Annotated in this window: 16 protein-coding genes; 8 read left to right on the top strand and 8 right to left on the bottom strand. The window is 64.3% G+C overall.

Annotated features, from left to right (window positions below):
- Positions 1-91: 91 nt before the first annotated feature.
- Positions 92-841, bottom strand: coding sequence for a DUF899 domain-containing protein (locus tag ACZYHG_RS17480; RefSeq protein ID WP_464609615.1), 750 nt, complete (start codon positions 839-841; stop codon positions 92-94).
- 318 nt (positions 842-1,159) lie between these two features.
- Between ACZYHG_RS17480 and ACZYHG_RS17485 the strand changes: the two genes are divergently transcribed.
- The 3 genes from ACZYHG_RS17485 to ACZYHG_RS17495 all read left to right on the top strand — a co-directional run bounded on the left by ACZYHG_RS17485 (position 1,160) and on the right by ACZYHG_RS17495 (position 4,013).
- On the top strand, positions 1,160-2,380 hold the full coding sequence (locus ACZYHG_RS17485) for a helix-turn-helix domain-containing protein (protein WP_464609616.1): 1,221 nt from the start codon (positions 1,160-1,162) through the stop codon (positions 2,378-2,380).
- A gap of 37 nt (positions 2,381-2,417) precedes the next feature.
- Complete coding sequence (locus ACZYHG_RS17490) at positions 2,418-3,050, top strand: Vgb family protein (protein WP_464609617.1); 633 nt, start codon at positions 2,418-2,420, stop codon at positions 3,048-3,050.
- Between the two features lie 132 nt (positions 3,051-3,182).
- Positions 3,183-4,013, top strand: coding sequence for an aldo/keto reductase (locus tag ACZYHG_RS17495; protein ID WP_464609618.1), 831 nt, complete (start codon positions 3,183-3,185; stop codon positions 4,011-4,013).
- A gap of 66 nt (positions 4,014-4,079) precedes the next feature.
- Here the strand turns inward: ACZYHG_RS17495 and ACZYHG_RS17500 are convergent, their stop codons facing one another.
- The 3 genes from ACZYHG_RS17500 to ACZYHG_RS17510 all read right to left on the bottom strand — a co-directional run bounded on the left by ACZYHG_RS17500 (position 4,080) and on the right by ACZYHG_RS17510 (position 5,093).
- Positions 4,080-4,394: a type II toxin-antitoxin system YafQ family toxin gene (locus ACZYHG_RS17500; protein ID WP_464609619.1), complete on the bottom strand. Its 315-nt coding sequence runs from the start codon at positions 4,392-4,394 to the stop codon at positions 4,080-4,082.
- A gap of 20 nt (positions 4,395-4,414) precedes the next feature.
- The gene (locus tag ACZYHG_RS17505) at positions 4,415-4,690 is read right to left on the bottom strand and encodes a type II toxin-antitoxin system RelB/DinJ family antitoxin (RefSeq protein WP_464609620.1); all 276 of its coding nucleotides are present in this window, start codon (positions 4,688-4,690) and stop codon (positions 4,415-4,417) included.
- Positions 4,691-4,784: 94 nt separating this feature from the next.
- Positions 4,785-5,093, bottom strand: coding sequence for a hypothetical protein (locus ACZYHG_RS17510; protein ID WP_027030030.1), 309 nt, complete (start codon positions 5,091-5,093; stop codon positions 4,785-4,787).
- Between the two features lie 171 nt (positions 5,094-5,264).
- Between ACZYHG_RS17510 and ACZYHG_RS17515 the strand changes: the two genes are divergently transcribed.
- Positions 5,265-5,906: a glutathione S-transferase family protein gene (locus tag ACZYHG_RS17515; protein WP_464614712.1), complete on the top strand. Its 642-nt coding sequence runs from the start codon at positions 5,265-5,267 to the stop codon at positions 5,904-5,906.
- Positions 5,907-5,969: 63 nt separating this feature from the next.
- On the opposite strand, the gene ACZYHG_RS17520 is transcribed toward ACZYHG_RS17515, so the two are convergent.
- Positions 5,970-8,543 carry a caspase family protein gene (locus tag ACZYHG_RS17520; protein ID WP_464609621.1) on the bottom strand — a complete coding sequence of 858 codons (2,574 nt, stop codon included), beginning with the start codon at positions 8,541-8,543 and terminating at the stop codon, positions 5,970-5,972.
- Positions 8,544-8,991: 448 nt separating this feature from the next.
- Between ACZYHG_RS17520 and ACZYHG_RS17525 the strand changes: the two genes are divergently transcribed.
- Entirely contained in the window at positions 8,992-10,494 is a 1,503-nt protein-coding gene (locus tag ACZYHG_RS17525; RefSeq protein WP_464609622.1) for a helicase HerA domain-containing protein, read from the top strand.
- A 38-nt stretch (positions 10,495-10,532) separates the two neighbouring features.
- Here the strand turns inward: ACZYHG_RS17525 and ACZYHG_RS17530 are convergent, their stop codons facing one another.
- From ACZYHG_RS17530 to ACZYHG_RS17540, 3 genes are all read right to left on the bottom strand, one after another.
- A complete protein-coding gene (locus tag ACZYHG_RS17530) occupies positions 10,533-11,639 on the bottom strand; it encodes a sugar ABC transporter substrate-binding protein (protein WP_464609623.1) in 1,107 nt (368 codons plus the stop codon).
- 166 nt (positions 11,640-11,805) lie between these two features.
- Positions 11,806-13,164, bottom strand: coding sequence for a sensor histidine kinase (locus ACZYHG_RS17535; RefSeq protein ID WP_464609624.1), 1,359 nt, complete (start codon positions 13,162-13,164; stop codon positions 11,806-11,808).
- Positions 13,165-13,349: 185 nt separating this feature from the next.
- Complete coding sequence (locus ACZYHG_RS17540) at positions 13,350-13,805, bottom strand: Ros/MucR family transcriptional regulator (RefSeq protein WP_464609625.1); 456 nt, start codon at positions 13,803-13,805, stop codon at positions 13,350-13,352.
- A 126-nt stretch (positions 13,806-13,931) separates the two neighbouring features.
- On the opposite strand from ACZYHG_RS17540, the gene ACZYHG_RS17545 reads away from it, so the two are divergent.
- The 3 genes from ACZYHG_RS17545 to ACZYHG_RS17555 are packed head-to-tail and all read left to right on the top strand — an operon-like array spanning position 13,932 to position 16,099.
- Positions 13,932-14,165, top strand: coding sequence for a hypothetical protein (locus tag ACZYHG_RS17545; RefSeq protein WP_464609626.1), 234 nt, complete (start codon positions 13,932-13,934; stop codon positions 14,163-14,165).
- A 9-nt stretch (positions 14,166-14,174) separates the two neighbouring features.
- Complete coding sequence (locus tag ACZYHG_RS17550) at positions 14,175-15,044, top strand: DUF6502 family protein (RefSeq protein WP_464609627.1); 870 nt, start codon at positions 14,175-14,177, stop codon at positions 15,042-15,044.
- The gene (locus ACZYHG_RS17555) at positions 15,041-16,099 is read left to right on the top strand and encodes a DUF5666 domain-containing protein (RefSeq protein WP_464609628.1); all 1,059 of its coding nucleotides are present in this window, start codon (positions 15,041-15,043) and stop codon (positions 16,097-16,099) included. The genes ACZYHG_RS17550 and ACZYHG_RS17555 overlap by 4 nt, the downstream gene beginning before the upstream one ends.
- The last annotated feature ends 232 nt before the right edge of the window (positions 16,100-16,331 follow it).

The raw sequence follows: 16,331 nt of genomic DNA on the forward strand, positions 1-16,331 counted from the left end.
GTCTTCTTCCCTTGATGGCTGCGACCCGTCAGGACTTGAGTTCCTCGTTCCCATGAAAGTGGCGCGAGGAACCCGAGCTGGACAGCCGTTGCTACTCGCCCTTGTCCCGGAACGCGGCTTCGCCGGCAGCGGAGACTTCGGCCCATTTCTTGTCGGCTCCGGCTTCGTAATTGTCGTGCCAGTTCCACCAGCTGTAGAGCGGCGTCTGGGGATAGCCCTCGGGCGAGTCCTCCCAGATCTCCTGGCGGCCGAGCGGGGTGGCGTCGAGATAGCTCCAGACGGTGCCCATCGCCTCATCGCCGCGGCTGTTGATGAAGTAGGTCCGGAAGACGCGGTCGCCGTCATGGATGAAGACGTTGTGGCCGTGCCATTCGTCGACGCCGAAATCCTTGTCGAAGCTGTCAGTGATCGTATACCAGGGGATCTCCCAGCCCATCCGCGCCTTCAGCCTGACAATGTCGGCCTGCGGCGCACGCGAGGCGTAGGCAAGCGTGGTGTTGCGGGCGTTGAGATGGGCGAGGTGGCCGACCTGGTCGGCGCCAAGCGAACAGCCGCGGCAGGCATGTTCGGGCCAGCCATAGACGCCGGGCTCGAAGAAGGCGCGGTAGACGATCAGCTGGCGGCGGCCTTCGAACAAATCGAGCAGGCTCGCCATGCCATTGGGGCCTTCGAACTCATAGGCCTTGTCCACTTCCACCCACGGCATGCGCCGGCGCTCGGCGGCGAGCGCATCCTTGGCGCGCAGCGTCGCCTTCTCCTTCACCAGCATCTTCTCGTGCGCTGCCTGCCATTCCTGCTGTGAAACGACCGGTGGGGTCTTTATCGTCAAGTGCTTGGTCATTGGTCTTCTCCTTTGCCAGTCATTGGTTGCCGGTGATGGGGCCGTTGCGGCCTGCTGCTTCCCGGGGATCCAGGGTAGGGCGGTGAAGCGGGGCGGGGTGCACTACTTCAGCGACGGGATTTGAATCGGCCGGCCCGGCGCAGCAGGGATGGCGCATCCGCTGGGCAGGTTCGGCCGTGTCGTGGGAGGGCGTGTCGGTGGGCATCTCAGGTCTCCTTGGCTTGCCGCTTCGGTGATGCGGCTTGCTGCTTTGTGGTGGTGACTTAAGTTAGGGCGGTCAGGCCGAGGGGTGGGAGTTACAAGTGTGACGGGATTTGAATGGACTCGCTGATCACTGCGGCAGCGCTGGCGCTGGCGGCGGGCGATCCGCTCGCAGCGCTCGACCGCGTTGCGCTGCGCGAGGATGCGCCGGCGCTGGCGCTGCGCGGCATTGCCATGGCGCAGCTCGGTGATTTCGACCGCGCCAAGCTGCTCTTGCGGCGGGCGGCCCGCGCGTTCAGCCCGAAAGAGGCTATCGCGCGTGCCAGATGCGTCGTCGCCGAGGCCGAGATCGCGCTGGTCTCGCGTGATCTGGGCTGGCCGGCCAAGGCGCTCGACGCGGCGCGCACGACGCTGGAAAAGCATGGCGACCGGCTGAACGCGGCGCATGCCGGCCATCTCAAGGTGCGGCGCCTGCTGTTGATCGGCCGCCTCGACGAAGCCGAGCATGTGCTGGCCGGGCTCGACCCGACACCGCTGCCGCCGGCAGCACGGGCCGCGCATGAGCTTGCCGTCGCCGGCATTGCCATGCGCCGCCTCAGAACCCGGCCGGCGCGCGCGGCACTCGAATGGGCACGCCACGCCGCCCGCCAGGCCGGCATTCCGGGCCTCATGGCGGAGGTCGACAGCGCATCGCTGGCGCTGGAAACACCGGCGGCGCGGCTGATCAGCCAAGGCTCGGAGCGGCCGTTGCTGCTCGAAGAGGTCGAGGCGCTGCAGGCGTCGCCGGCGCTTGTCGTCGATGCCTTCCGCTACGCCGTGCGCGTCGGGGACAGGACCGTCTCGCTGGCGAGCCGGCCGGTGCTGTTTGCGCTGGCGCGTGCGCTTGCCGAGGCGTGGCCAGGGGATGTGTCGCGTGAAGAACTCGTGGCGCGGGCCTTTGGCGGCAAGCATGTCGATGAATCGCACCGCGCGCGGCTACGCGTCGAGATCGGCCGGTTGCGCGCCGAACTTGGCGCGCTGGCCGACATCAGCGCCACCAAGCGCGGTTTCACGCTGGCGCCGCGCCAGGCGCGCGCGGTGCTGGTGCTGGCACGGCCGATCGAGGAACGGCACGCTGCCGTGCTTGCCTTGCTCGCCGACGGCGAAGCCTGGTCAACCTCCGCCCTGGCGCTGGCGCTTGGCACCGGCCAGCGCAGCGTGCAGCGCGCGCTCGAGCTGCTTGCCGAGGCCGGCAAGGTGCAATCCTTCGGCCACGGCCGGGCGCGCCGCTGGATGACGCCGCCGATGGCGGGATTCACGACCACCTTGTTACTCCCGGCGCCGCTGCCGAATGAGTAGGAATAGATCATTCGATCATCTTGGCGAGGACAAACACATGAAACATGCAGCGGCCGAAATCCTGCGCGAATACGGGCCCTTTCCGGGTGTGGAGCGGGTGCATGGGGTGAGCTTTGACGGCGAGAACGTCTGGTTTGCTTCTGGCGAGAAGCTCAACGCCTTCGACCCGCAAAGCGGACAGAAGCTGCGGTCGATCGATGTCGCCGCACATGCCGGCACTGCCTATGACGGCCGGCATTTCTTCCAGCTCGCCAATGATCGCATCCAGAAGATCGATCCCGATACCGGTGAGGTGCTTTCCACCATCCCGGCGCCCGGCGGTGGAGGCGACTCCGGGCTGACCTGGGCCGAAGGCACGCTCTGGGTGGGGCAGTACCGCGAGCGCAAGATCCACCAGATCGATGCCGAGACCGGGAAAATCCTGCGCACCATCGAATCCAACCGCTTCGTCACCGGGGTGACCTGGGTGGATGGCGAGCTGTGGCACGCCACCTGGGAAGGCGACGAGAGCGATATCAGGCGCGTCGACCCGAAAACCGGCAAGGTTCTGGAGAAGCTCGACATGCCTGATGGCATCGGCGTTTCGGGGATGGAATCGGATGGCGGCGATCGCCTCTTCTGCGGCAGCACATCCGATGGTGTGGTGCGGGCGGTGCGCCGGCCGAAATGAGCCGGGTCTTATGACGCAGACATCGGGTCGAGCCTCGCGAATTTGTCCGCCGCGACTGGTCGTCGCCCAAGGTCGTGCCTAGATAGGCTGCGATGGGCGATCGCCCGGACATCTCTTCGCAAAGGACCTGACATGCCAGAACAGATCACGCTGAACGACGGCGCCACCATTCCCCAGCTTGGCCTTGGCGTGTGGCAGGTCGACCATGACATCACCGCCGATGTGGTGGGCTGGGCAATCAAGGCCGGCTACCGGCTGATCGATACCGCCGAGGGTTATCAGAACGAGGAAGGGGTCGGCGAGGCGATCCGCGCTGCCGATGTGCCGAGAAGCGAGCTGTTCATCACCTCGAAGCTGCGCAATGGCGCCCACCAGCGCGACGCGGCCCTGCGCGCCTTCGACGACACGATGAAAAAACTCGGCATCGACCAGATCGATCTGTTCCTGATCCACTGGCCGGTGCCCAGCCAGGCCAAATATGTCGAGGCCTGGAAGACGCTGGTCGAATTGCAGAAGGGAGGCCGCATCAAGTCGGTCGGCGTGTCGAATTTCAACAGGGACCATCTGGAGCGGATCATCGGAGAGACTGGCGTGACGCCCGTCGTCAACCAGATCGAGCTGCATCCGCGCTTCCAGCAGCGCGAGCTCAGGGAGTTTCATGCCAAGCACAACATCCACACCGAAAGCTGGAGCCCGCTTGGCAGCGGCCGGCTGCTCGGTGACCCGACCATCGCGGGCATTGCCAAAAAACACGGCAAATCCGCCGCGCAGACCATGATCCGCTGGCACCTCCAGGAAGGGCTGATCGTCATTCCAAAATCGATCCAGCAGGACCGCATCGCGGCCAATTTCGACGTCTTCGATTTTGAACTGGACGCGCAGGACCTGAAGACGATCGCAGGCATGGATTCGGCTGACGGACGCGGCGGCCCGAACCCCGCCACGGCTTCGTTTTTGTTTTGAGGAAGAGGCGCGATCGCGCCTCTTCCTCTCGGTGCTTCCGCCATAGGCGGTGCCGACATGAGCGCTTCAGCGCCCGAACAATTCGGAGTGTGAGCCGAGCCTGACAAATTCGACGAACTCGTCATCGGCGCTGTACACAAGGAGGAAATCACCACCGATATGGGCTTCCCTGGCCCCCTTCCATTCCTTGCCTGAAAGCTCATGATCGGCCCATTCGGCGCCCAAAGGCTTTTTCAGGATAATCAGCGTCATCAGTTCGATGGCGCGGTTCATATCGGCCTTGCCAGCTTTGGTGTACCGTTCCCAGTCTTTTCGAAATTGCCTGGTGTAGTCCGATGCTCTCGGAAGCGAGGCTCTCCTGTCGGCGCTCGGCTTTTTCAAATCGCACGCCTCTGCTGAGCTTAATGCTTGCTGTCCAGGTCGGCAAAAAGCTCATCAGGTGTCGCAAATCGGGCTTTGCGAGCCTTCCTGAGTTCACGGGCCTCCGCGAGAGCTGCCAAGGTCACCTCGTTGGGAACCTTCAGTTCAAGTGGAAAACTCTGGGTGGCGACAACACGGTGGAGAAATACGCGAACGGCATCTGAAACAGAAAGACCGAGCGACCCGAGAACCGAGGAAGCCTCTTCCCGAATCTCGTCGTCAACCCGGACATGAATCATCTTGGTGTTCGTAGCCATATCAAGACTCCTAACCGGAGAATGGCCGGACGTATCCGCCAACCGTCACCAATATATGTATCTCAAATGCGATACAATCAAGGCATTGCGATCGCTAGATCCCTGACCCATCCAGCTGCTGTGCGTCCTCGCCTTCCCAAGGCGCCGGCAGCGCGCCGCCGCGGCTGAGGTTGGCCGAGGGCAGGGGCATCCAGCACTTCAGCTCCGGGTCGGCATACTCGACGACGCGGCCGGGCGAGGAATCCGACGCGCGCCAGCCTTCGCCGGCGAACTGGTCGCCGCGCGCCCAGTAGGCGAGGTCGACTTCCGCCGGCCCCTGTTCGGACGGGCGCACCGTGACCAGGATGCGGCTGCCGTCCTTCGGCGCCGTCGACATGTGGCGCCACCGTTCGGGCTCGTCCATCGCTTTTCCTCCTGCCTTTGTGCGGGGTGAAGTGTCGCCTCGCCATTGATGGTGGTCAACCCACACTTTGTCGGATTACATCGGCCATCTCCGTCCTAGGTCTGGCGATGTTCGCCAGGGAGAGGAGAGGCATTCATGCGTGACAAGGTCGAGCCGATGGCGGCTGGCGAGATGAAACTGTATTTCAGCCGCAATCCCAATCCGCGCTTGTCGGTCGCGGTGGCGCGCCACCTCAAGGCCCGGATGACCTTCGAATTCGCCTCACCGTTCGCGCCGGGGCAAGCGGAGCGGTTCCGGCCGCTCAATCCCAACCTTTCCATCCCGATTCTGGCGTGGCCGGGCGGCAGCCTGTGGGAGACCGACGCCATAGCCTGCCGTCTGTCGCGTGATGTCGGGTCGGATTTCTGGCGCACCGGCGATGACGAGCCCGACATGATCCGCTGGATAAGCTGGGGCAAGGAGAATTTCGCCAGGGCCTGCGACATGGTGCATTTCGAGCGCGGCACCAAGCAGCGCTATCATCTGGGTCCGATCGATCATCTGCTGGTCGAGGAGGGGCTTGCGCTGTTCAAGAAAACGGCGGCGATCCTGGAGGTGGAGTTGGCCAACCGGCAATGGCTGGTGGGACATTCGCTCTCTTACGCCGACTTCCGCATGGCGACCTTCCTGCCTTTCAACGATGTCGTCGGCCTGCCGCTCGGCGATTATCCGGCGCTCAGCAGCTGGTATCGCCGGCTCGAAGCCATCGAGGCCTGGCGCGACCCGTTCGCCGGGTTGGACGCGCCCGAACTGCCGCCGGTCAGACCCGCCTGAGGCGCCTTGCGAAAGCGTGCCGTGCCAATGATGACCGGATCGGCCTGGGCTTGCTTGGCCGGCCTACTTGGCCTGCGCCAGCTGCTGTTCGACCAGGCCGAGTTCTTTGACGTAGAAACCCTCGAAGCCTGAGGAATAATGCTGCTCGCGAAAGATATCGCGGGCGGTGATGAAGGCGTCGCGGGCTGCCAGCAGGCTGGCCTTGTCATGCGTCCTGGTGCCGATGGCGAGCAGGATCTCGCCGCGCACCAAATGGGTCTTGCCCCAGATGACCGGTGACTTGTCGCGCTTCAGTTCGGTGAGCGCCAGGTCCATCTGCTCCAGCGCCTTGCGGTAGTGCGGCACGCTGTCTTCGGCATCGCCCATGTAGCGGTAGGCGCGGCCTTGATTGTAGGTGATGGTCGCCCAGGTGAAGGGATCAAGCTTGCGAGTGATCACCTCATGGGCCTGGTCGAAGGCGGCGAGCGCCTGCGTGAAGCAGTCCGGGCATTTGTCGCGCTGGCCAAGCGACAGCAGCACGGCGCCGAGATTGTTCTGCGTGTTGGCCCAGTCGACCGGCTGGGTCTGGCGGCTGCGCACCTCCAGCACGTCCTGGAAGGCGGCCCGCGACGCCTCCAGTTTCTCCGTGCCGCCCTCGATCTCGCCTAGTCTCTGCAAGGCGACGGCCAGGTTGGCCAGCGCCATCGCCCATTGCACCGGCACCTTGTCGCGCGTCCAGACGGTCAGCGCGCCATGGAAGGCATCGATCGCCGCGGCGTAGCTCTTCCTGGCATCGCCGGAGTCGCCAAGCGCGGTGAATTCATTGCCGATGTTGTTCTGCAGCCCGGCCCATTCATCGGGATTGGTCTTTTTCGTGTAGACCTTCGTTGCCTGGCGGAAGGCATCCATGGCCTTGGCGTAATAGACCGTGCCGCCGGCGCGCTGGCCCATCAGGTCATAGGCGTTGCCGAGATTGATCAGCACGGTGGCCCACAACGCCGGCGTGCGCTTACGGGTGAAGGTTTTCAGCGCGTCCTCATAGACCTTGATCGCCTGCTCGACGCGCTCCGTGCCGTTTTCGCGCGCGGCCAGCGCTGTCAGCGTGATGCCTTCGTTGATGGCGACGCCGGCCGGGCCGCCAGTGAAGACGGTGACCCCCGGCAGGAGCTTTGCCGCCTCGTAGACGTCGACCGCCTGCGACAGCGCGCCGTTCTCGCCCTTGATCATGCCCTGATCGGTCAGCGCGTCGCCTTCGAAGATCTTGTAGACGAAGGCGGTCTTCGGATCCCAGCGCTCGGACTGCCGGAAGGCGTCTTCGTAGCGCTCCGCTGCGGTGCGATAGTCGAAATTCAGGATCGCGGTGCGGGCATGGTCGGCAAAAATATCAGCCAGCTCCAACCGCCGCTGCCTGATATCGGCCTCTGCCTCATCGAGTTGCTTGTCGATCACCTCGGCGCGAGCGCTCGCCTTGGCGCGGAACGTCAGCGCGAGCTGGATAGCGCCTTCCGATTGCGCGCGGTCCGCGAGGCCGGAAAGCCGAATCAATTCCGGGTCCTGCCGGGTTTCGGTGTCGTGGCGGTTGAGGATCTCGCGCAGCTTTTGCGCACCCGCCTGGAGCTGTGCCTGCAAACCGGCGGGGCCCGCCGAGGTGTCGACCTGCAAGGCGCCGAGCATGCCGTAGAGCTGGTCCAGCGGCACTTCGTTCTGCGCCGCCACGGTCTCGACCATCGAGCGCTGCTCGGCCGGTGTCGCGGCGATGGTCAGCAGGAGCTTGCGCCGCGCCGAACGGATCGAGGCCTCGTCGCTGCCGGTTTCTTCCGGTGCCTGGCCGAAATAGAGCAGGCGCCGCAGGCTGGCATTGGTCCATGGCAGCTGCCGGCCGCCGGTCTTCACATAGACCTCCTCGGCAACCATGGTCATGACATCGCCGAAGGCGAAGCCGCCGGCGGCGAGGTGTTTCAGCAGGGCCGCGGCATAGGGGCTGTTGCCGCCGGACTCGCCGTCGAGCGCCGCATGGCCGGGCTCAGCGGCAAAGCCGATGACCTGGCCCAGGCTTTGCGGCGCGCCCGATGCGTCCGCGAGGGGTGCCGCGCCCTTGACGGGATCAAGGCCGGTGGCGGCCACGGGCGAGGCGCCGGACGGGGCGGCAACCATTGCACCTGGCGGAAACGGATTCGAGCGGCAGGCATCGAGCAGCACGATCGCTATGGGAACGCTGGCCTTGAGCTGTGCCAGCAAAGCTGAGACGGGCACCAGCCGGTTGGTTGGATCCGTCAGCGAGGAGGCATCCGCCTCGACCGGCACCAGATAGTTTTCGCCGGCGGCCTCGATGCCGTGACCGGAGTAGTACAGCAGGGCGACGTCGGCGCCGGCCGCGTCCTCGACGAAATGCTTGAGGCCGCGCGCCAGGCGGGAGCCATCGCCATCGGGGATGGAGCTGACCTCGAAACCGAGGCTGGTCAAAAGCTGGGCGACGGCGCGCGCGTCATTGGCCGGATTGGCAAGTGCCGGCAGGGACAAATAGTGGGATTCGCCGATGACCAGTGCCACGCCACGCAACGGTTTGGCATCATCGGCCCGTGCCGGCCATGCCAGCATCACGGCCTGCAGCACCAGCAGCACTGCGGCGAAAACGGTGACGCGATGCCAACCCGCCATGCACAACCCCGATAGACCCAGCCCCATGCTAGCCGGCATAAAGTGGCGGCTCAATGAAGAATTGGGGTTTGCCGACTGGCGGAAAGAACTGACGACCGGCGTATACACAAAGGGAACTTGAAGACGCCGGCCGCCATTTGGGGCGTTGGGGTGCATCACATTGGGGCGCGATGCAGGGTCAGGCTAAGCGGATGGCCGGCATCTTCAATCGGAACGCCTGCCCATGGTGAACAAGTGGTTACTATCCACAGGCCAGTTTGCCGTGACCATTCCTGCGGGGCCAAAGCCGGACGGCGCGTTTCGCTATTGCCGACATCTGTGCGCAACGCAGCGCGTCGCTATTGCTTACATCTGTGCGCAACGCAGCGCGCACGGCCATCGGTGCTCGACGGGGAGCACCCGGGTTGGTAAGCCCCAAGCCGCGCAGGAGACCTTTTTGAGTCGAGACATGACCGTTGCGATCGAGATGGGACACACCACGGCGGGCGCCCCAGCCAACCTCGATCTCGAGGAGCTGCTGGCGACCCGCCTTCTGGTGCAGGGCAATTCGGGCTCCGGAAAGTCGCATCTGTTGCGCAGGCTGCTGGAGCAGAGCGCGCCCTGGGTGCAGCAGACCATCATCGATCCCGAAGGCGACTTCGTCTCGCTGGGCGACCGCTACGGCCATCTGGTGATCGATGCCGAGGAGCACACCGAGCGCGGCCTGCAGGCGGCCGGCGAGCGCGCCCGCATCCACCGTGTCTCCACGGTGCTCAACCTCGAAGGGCTCGATGCCGAAAACCAGATGCGGCGGGCCGCCGCCTTCCTCGGCGGGCTGTTCGAGGTTGCCCGCGACCACTGGTACCCGATGCTGGTGGTGGTGGACGAGGCGCAGCTGTTCGCGCCGGCGGTGGCCGGCGAGGTTTCCGACGAGGCGCGCAAGCTCTCGCTTGGCGCCATGACCAATCTGATGTGTCGTGGCCGCAAGCGTGGGCTTGCCGGCATCATCGCCACGCAGCGTCTGGCCAAGCTTGCCAAGAATGTCGCGGCGGAAGCTTCCAATTTCCTCATGGGCCGCACCTTTCTCGACATCGACATGGCGCGCGCCGCCGATCTGCTCGGCATGGAGCGGCGCCAGGCGGAAGCTTTTCGCGATCTGGAGCGTGGGCAGTTCATGGCGCTGGGACCAGCACTTTCGCGCCGGCCGCTCGGCCTGCGCATCGGCCCGACCGACACCAGCCCGCGCAACGGCACGCCGCGGCTGATGGCGATGCCGGAATCAGCACTTGAGGACGCCCGCGCGATCATCCTGGCGGCGCCGCCGCCCGAGACGATGCGCACGCCGCGCCGTGTGGCGTCACCGGACCTGCTCGACCAGCTGATGGCGGCGAAGTCGGCGGCGCTGGAAATCCGCCCCGAACCGGCGGAGCCGCAAATCAGCGCCGAGGATCTGGCGGAGCGGCATGAGCGGGTGGACCGCGTGCTGCGCGCCATTCTGGCGCAGCCTGACGCCGGTTTCCGCGTCATCGGCGTGCTCTACCAGGAATTCGTGGTGCGCTGCCGCATCGAGGGCCTCGCCTCTGTGGTGCCGGACCTGGCCGAATTCCGCCGCATGCTGACGCGTGCCCGCGCCGGTCTCGGCTCCGAGACGACGCAGGATGATGCGTGGCGGGACGTTTCCGTGCGCGCCTCGCTGCTGCCCGACGACATGCAGGGCGTGTTCATGATGATCGCGCGGGCGGCCAAGGAAGGCTGGCCTTGCCCGAGCGACGCCGCGATCGCGCGCGCCTATGGCTCGCACTCGCTGCGCCGTGCGCGGCGACTGCTGACCTATATCGAGGAGCAGGGCCTCATCGTGTGCCAGCTCGACGGCACGGGAAGGCGCACCGTGACGCTGGTCGAACTGGCCTGGGCCACGGCACCGGGCGACCCCAACGCCGAGGAGGTGGAGCAGGGGAGCCTGGCGCTGTAAGCGTGGTGGCGTGGAGATAGCGGAAGGGGTTGCGGACCCTACCTCCGCTCCGATGACCATGGAAAATTCACGTAGCGATCGCGCGTGTTGTAGCAGATGTTGCCGTACATTTTGAGATAGCTGTTCCTGCGGGCCGCATCGGCATAGACGGGCGCTGGATTTGCGAGATCCGCCTCATACTGGGCGATGTTGCCGCTGGTAAGCGCAATGGGCAGGATGTCCATCGCCTGCGGGATACTCTTCCCCTCCAGCCAGTCGGCGGCAAACTGGCCCATTGCATAGCCGAAGACGGGGGACGACAGGGAAATGCTGGCCTTGTAGGGGCTGTCGCCCTTCTTGATTTCGCCCACCGCCTCCGGCTCGCCGTCAATGCCGCCAAGAAACTGGTCAGGCCGGTCCTTTCCAGCCGCGCGAAGCGCCTGCAAAGCGCCCAGCACCACCGCGTCGCCGCCCAGCACGACGTCGATTTTCGGGTTTGCCAGCAGGATCGTCTTCATGGTCTCGAAGCCGCCTTCCTTGGTCACCGGACTGGGCGCGATGTCGGCCACGATCGTCACGCCGGGCATTGCGTTGAGGCCGTCCCGCATGGCTTCGAAGCGGGGGGCCAGAAACTCCATCGAGTCCTGCGTCAGCAGCACCACATTCGCTTTGCCACCCAGCCTGGCGTCGATGTGGGCGATGGCTGCGTCGGTGAGCACCTTGCCCGTCGCGTATTGTGGGGCGTTGAGCAGCAAGGTGGCCGGTGGCGGAACAATGGTGCCGACGAACGCTCCCGACCAGATCGTTTTTTGAAGGTCGTGGCTGATCGCCGCGGGATCGGACGAGGTGGCGACCAAGCCACCAACCTTGCCCGCGCGCAGGGATTGGATCTGCTCGATAGCCTTCGCGGTATCGTTCTGGATCAGAAGCCTGCGATACTCCAGCCCGCGATCCCTGGCTGCCATGGCCAGGCCATGATCGACGCCCTGCAGGAAATCACGATCGTTTTCCTGAACGTAGGCCAGCAGCTTGTTGAGCCCCGGTGGGGGCGTGCACGCCGGCGCATCCGGTTCGAAGGTGGGGAATACGGTACGTTGCGTGATGCCCGGCGGGCCATCCTGCGCGCTGGCAAGGTCAAGCCCACAGATCGACAGGACCAGCAGCAAGGGAAAAAAGCGCAATGACGCCGGCCAGCCTCTCCCGATATCCTTTCGATCGAAAGGCATCCAAAATCCTCCCCGTTTCCGCCAGAGGTAAAGCAGGGAGTGGCACTTTCCGCAAGCGGTCGCTTGAACTGGCGAGAAGCAGGGTTTTTCGTGGTATCCGACGTCCCTATGCCGCCCGGTCGCCCTTGCGGCGTTTGGTCGAAAAAACCAGGCGGGCAGCCGTGCCGGGATGACGCTGCTGATACTCAATCTTGGCACCGAGGCTGATGCTCATGGCGTTGACGATCCTGCTGCCGACGCCGGTGCCCTTGGCGGGCGCGCCTTCGGCACGGCCAACCCCATCGTCTTCCACGACCAGTTCAGCCTGCTCATCCACCAGCTTTTTGAGATGAACCCGGACTTCTCCAACCGCGTCGGGATAGGCGTATTTGAACGCATTGGTGACAAGCTCGGTGACCACGACGCCAAGGTTGATGCTGATGTCGGTCTCGAGCTCTATCGGGTCGATGCCGTAGGACAGGTTGACGCCGTGAACCTGGCTGCGCAGCGAGGTGCGCAGATGGTCGAGGAGCCCGCTCAAATACTCGTCGAGCGCGACCGAACGCACGCCGCCCGCGCCATAGAGGCGCTTGTGCACGAGCGAGATTGCAAAGATACGATCTTGTGTTTCCGCAAGGGCATCCTTGGCGGCGGGATCATCGAGCGCCTTCGACTGGAGTTTCACCAGCGACGAGACAAGGGCGAGGCTGTTGGCAACCCGGTGATTGACCTCGGACAACAGCACTTCGGCACGGTCGCGGGCATGCGCAAGGTCGACGGTCCGGGTGGCGACGCGCTGTTCGAGGTAGCGGTTGAGCGTGTTGACCTCGTCACGGGTGACGCGTAGCTCCCTGGTGTAGCGTCCCACGCCGTAGGCCGCGCCGCTGACCACGGCCACGATGACGAGTGCACCGATGGCCGACACGAGCCTGAGCAAGGCGGTGTTGGCGCGTTGTTCGGCAACGCCCGATGTCAGCCTGTCGTCGGCCCTGACGATGATGCCGGAGAAGAACACATTGGCTTCGTCTGTCAGCGCCTTGCCTTTGTTCGTGCGAAAGATGGCCAGCACGTCCTCGTCGCGCTGGTTGCGCTTGAGGGTTATCGTCTGGTCCATTTCGTCGAATTTGCTGGAGATGATCGTGGACAGGCGCTGCAAGGATGCGTCGGAGTCTGACGACGCCGGCAGAAGGTTGTCCAGCGCGAGCAGGCGCCGCTCGGCTTGAGCCTTGGCCGATTGATAGGGCGCCAGATAGATCTCGTTTCCTGTGATGATGAAGCCTCGCTGACTGGCCTCAGCCGTCTGCAAGGCATTTCGCAGCTCGACCGCCGCTATGCGGGTGTCGCGCGCTGCGATCGCATCGTCGAAATAGGATTGCGCCCGCTCGCCGAGCCAGAAGTTCATGGCGACGATGGCTGTCAGGGCAAGGAACCCGATCAGCAAGGCGGCGGAGGTGAATCGGACGAGGCTACGACTGGACAGGGGCATGGGATACTCCTGCCCGATTTCAGTGCGTCGCGCCATATTGTAGTGAAGGCTAATAAGCCGGGATGTTGAGACTCCGGTCGAACTCGCCTAGCCACCGCACCCGGCGACCCCAACGCCGAGAAGTTGGAGCAGGGTAGCCTTGGTGCTGGCGAAGCGGCAAGATGCCTTTGCCGCCTCGAAACAAACTACTTCACCTTTCGGCCCAGCCCCATGGATTTGGCGAGTTTCGAGCGGGTGGCGGAATAGTTCGGCGCTACCATCGGGTAGCTGGACGGCAGGTTCCACTTCTTTCGATACTCGTCCGGCGTCAGGCCATAGTTGGATTCGAGGTGACGCTTCAATGATTTGAAACGCTTGCCGTCCTCCAGGCAGATGATGAAATCGGGCGTGACGGATTTTTTCACGGGCACGGCATATCTGATCTCGTCGGGTCCGCCATCAACGACGCCATCCGAAATGCTTCTGATCGAGGCGTGGATTTTTCCTATGAATTCAGGAAGCTCGGCGGCGGGGATGGGGTTGTTCGAGACATAGGAGGACACGATATCGGCGGTTATGGAAATAACGGGATCGATCTGCTTTCCATTGCCGTTGGATGTGCCGGCGGCAGCGGCGATTTCGTCAGGTGTTTCTTCGAACATTCCTCCGGCCCTGACTATGGTCGGTCTAACGTAAGGCTTCTTCAAAGGTGTCTCCTTGGGACAGTCTGGCTGATGTAGCTATTGGATGATGCAAGTTGTGGGAAAATTTCACACGTGTCAACTGGAATGCAGTTGATCGCCCAGGATGGTTTTGTTTCACCGGCCAAGACAGGACTTCTCTCCGATCAGGGTGTGGTAACCGAGCCGACGAAAGCGCTGCTGGTGTCGCTTCTCAGTCGCCACCCTTGTGGAAGCATTTCCCACGCGCTATTTTCGTCAGGAATTTCCGAGGGATGGATGACCGATTTCACGATTGGCAAGTATTTCGCGATTGGCCAGTATTTCGCGATTGGCAAGTGAAGGACGACGATGAGCAAATCGGCGGGACAATATCTGGATGCCGCGGGCGTCCAGAACGCGTTGAACCGGGTTCTTCGCCCGTTGGTGCGGTTGGCCATCAAGTGCGGGGTGACGTTTCCAGCCTTCGTCGATCTGCTGCGTCAGCTCTACGTCAATGTGGCCGAGCATGAATTCGCGTTGCCCGACAAGCAGCAGACCGACTCCAGGGTCAGCCTGCTGACGGGCGTCCACAGGAAGGAAGTCAGCCGGCTCAGAGGAGCGGGCGCGCCGGTGCGGGTGGTGCCCGATTCCGTTTCCAGGACGAGCGCCATCGTCGCGCGCTGGCTTGCCGATCCGCTGTTCGTCGACGCCAAGGGCACGCCCCTGCCGCTGGCGCGCACGAGCGAGGCGGGAGAGCCATCCTTTGCCGGGCTTGTGGAATCGGTGACCCGCGATCTCAGGCCGCGTGCCGTTCTGGACGACTGGCTCGACCGAAAGCTGGTTGAAATCGACAGCAAAGACCGGATCGTTCTGATGGAAGGGGCCATGGTGCCGCGCGGCGATGGCGAAGTCCGGCTTTACTATTTTGCCCGAAATCTCGGCGACCATGCGGCCGCTTCGGTCGAGAATGTCCTGGCCGACGCGCCGCCCTTCCTCGAGCGTGCCGTCCACTATGACGGCATCTCCGAGGACCTTGCCAGGTCGCTCGAGGCCTACAGCCGCGAGGTCGCGGTCGAAACGCTGCTGCGCCTCAACAAATACGCCAACCAGGCCATTCAAAGCGATCCGGGCGGCACCAGCCGGTGGAACTGGGGTGTCTATATCCTCACCGCCGACGGCACGTCGCTGGTTGCCGGGGAATCGCCCGAGAATAAGGATGCCGGCGGAGAGACGGCATGAGCGGAAGGCCGACGAGACGGGGTTTCCTGACGCTCGCAGCCGCTATGCCGGCGGTGTTTTTCAGCATCGTGGCAAGGGCGAGTGAAGCGTCGAAAGACCAGGGCATTGGCGGTACCGGCTGGACGGCGGGCACCGACGGCGACCAGGGCATTGGCGGCACCGGCATCGTGGGGACGATACAGCGTTTCGGCAGCATTTTCGTCAATGGCGTGCGGGTTCAGTATCAGCCTGACGTGCCGGTCTGGATCGACGGCGTGCGCGTTGCCGCCAACAGGCTGAAGATCGGGCATGTCGTGCGCCTCGCGGTGGTCCAGGAGGCCGATCGCGTGGTGACCTCCTCGATCCATGTCACCAGCGAGGTGGTGGGGCCGGTCGAGCGCAAGACAGCCGGCTCGCTGCGGGTGCTGGGACAGCAGGTCGACATCAGCCAGCTTGCGAAGGGATTGAAGGTCAAGGCGGGCGATGTCGTTGCTGTCCATGGCATTCGCCGGCCCGACGGGACAATCGTCGCCAGCCTGGTGGAGGTGAGGGCGCATGAGCAGCACTATCTGGTTCGCGGCCTGGCGGTGGTGAGATCGGGTGCGTTGCTGGTCGGGCGGCTCAAGATCGGGACCGGACCGTCGCCGCTGGCAAACCGGCGCGTTCAGCTGACCCTCGCCAAGGCCGTCGGCGGATACAAGGTTGTGCATCTGGAAGCGGAAGCGCCGGTTCCGCAGGCCCATGTCGCTGATGTTCTCTACGAGACGTTTCTGCAGCGCCGCGGACGCAAGCTGGAATCGGGTCTGGGCGTCGCCGTCGGCAATCGGAACGGCGATGTGACATCGACGGCTGCTGTCCGGGCGTTTATCGAGGTCGGGTTCGATCGCGCGGGCAATATCGTGTCGGCGTCGCGCGGTCGCGATGCCGGCGGGCCGTCGCCTAACCAGCCGGGCATGCCGCCGGGTTCGCCTCCCGGCGGACCGACTGGACCGGGCGGGCCGCCTGGGCCTGGGGGGCCGGGGGGACCTGGCGGGCCGGGTGGCCCTGGTGGCGCCGGTGGGCCGGGCGCGCCTTAGAGCCTTCATCGTTTCTCGGAAGCCGCATATCGCGTCGTCATCCCTGGGCGAAGCTCCGTCGCGGAGACCCTAGGATCCATTCCGTGACCTTAATTGTGGAGTGCAGCGGTGCAGAATTCTGCACCGTAGCAGCGCTTTCGAGTCCCGGCATGGATCCTGGGGTCTGCGCCGCGTCGCTTCGCTCCTTGCTCCGCCCCAGGATGACGAAGCGATGGATGGATCAGCGTTCTGG

This window comes from Mesorhizobium subarcticum, assembly GCF_055456085.1.

Bases quoted from the DNA above. Each gene is read 5' to 3' on its own strand.
- ACZYHG_RS17545 (WP_464609626.1), top strand. From the start codon at position 13,932: ATGCAGTTGATCGCCCAGGATGGTTTTGTTTCACCGGCCAAGACAGGA.
- ACZYHG_RS17515 (WP_464614712.1), top strand. From the start codon at position 5,265: ATGAAACTGTATTTCAGCCGCAATCCCAATCCGCGCTTGTCGGTCGCG.
- ACZYHG_RS17525 (WP_464609622.1), top strand. From the start codon at position 8,992: ATGACCGTTGCGATCGAGATGGGACACACCACGGCGGGCGCCCCAGCC.
- ACZYHG_RS17555 (WP_464609628.1), top strand. From the start codon at position 15,041: ATGAGCGGAAGGCCGACGAGACGGGGTTTCCTGACGCTCGCAGCCGCT.
- ACZYHG_RS17550 (WP_464609627.1), top strand. From the start codon at position 14,175: ATGAGCAAATCGGCGGGACAATATCTGGATGCCGCGGGCGTCCAGAAC.
- ACZYHG_RS17535 (WP_464609624.1), bottom strand. From the start codon at position 13,164: ATGCCCCTGTCCAGTCGTAGCCTCGTCCGATTCACCTCCGCCGCCTTG.
- ACZYHG_RS17510 (WP_027030030.1), bottom strand. From the start codon at position 5,093: ATGGACGAGCCCGAACGGTGGCGCCACATGTCGACGGCGCCGAAGGAC.
- ACZYHG_RS17490 (WP_464609617.1), top strand. From the start codon at position 2,418: ATGAAACATGCAGCGGCCGAAATCCTGCGCGAATACGGGCCCTTTCCG.
- ACZYHG_RS17540 (WP_464609625.1), bottom strand. From the start codon at position 13,805: ATGTTCGAAGAAACACCTGACGAAATCGCCGCTGCCGCCGGCACATCC.
- ACZYHG_RS17485 (WP_464609616.1), top strand. From the start codon at position 1,160: ATGGACTCGCTGATCACTGCGGCAGCGCTGGCGCTGGCGGCGGGCGAT.
- ACZYHG_RS17480 (WP_464609615.1), bottom strand. From the start codon at position 841: ATGACCAAGCACTTGACGATAAAGACCCCACCGGTCGTTTCACAGCAG.
- ACZYHG_RS17505 (WP_464609620.1), bottom strand. From the start codon at position 4,690: ATGGCTACGAACACCAAGATGATTCATGTCCGGGTTGACGACGAGATT.
- ACZYHG_RS17495 (WP_464609618.1), top strand. From the start codon at position 3,183: ATGCCAGAACAGATCACGCTGAACGACGGCGCCACCATTCCCCAGCTT.
- ACZYHG_RS17520 (WP_464609621.1), bottom strand. From the start codon at position 8,543: ATGGCGGGTTGGCATCGCGTCACCGTTTTCGCCGCAGTGCTGCTGGTG.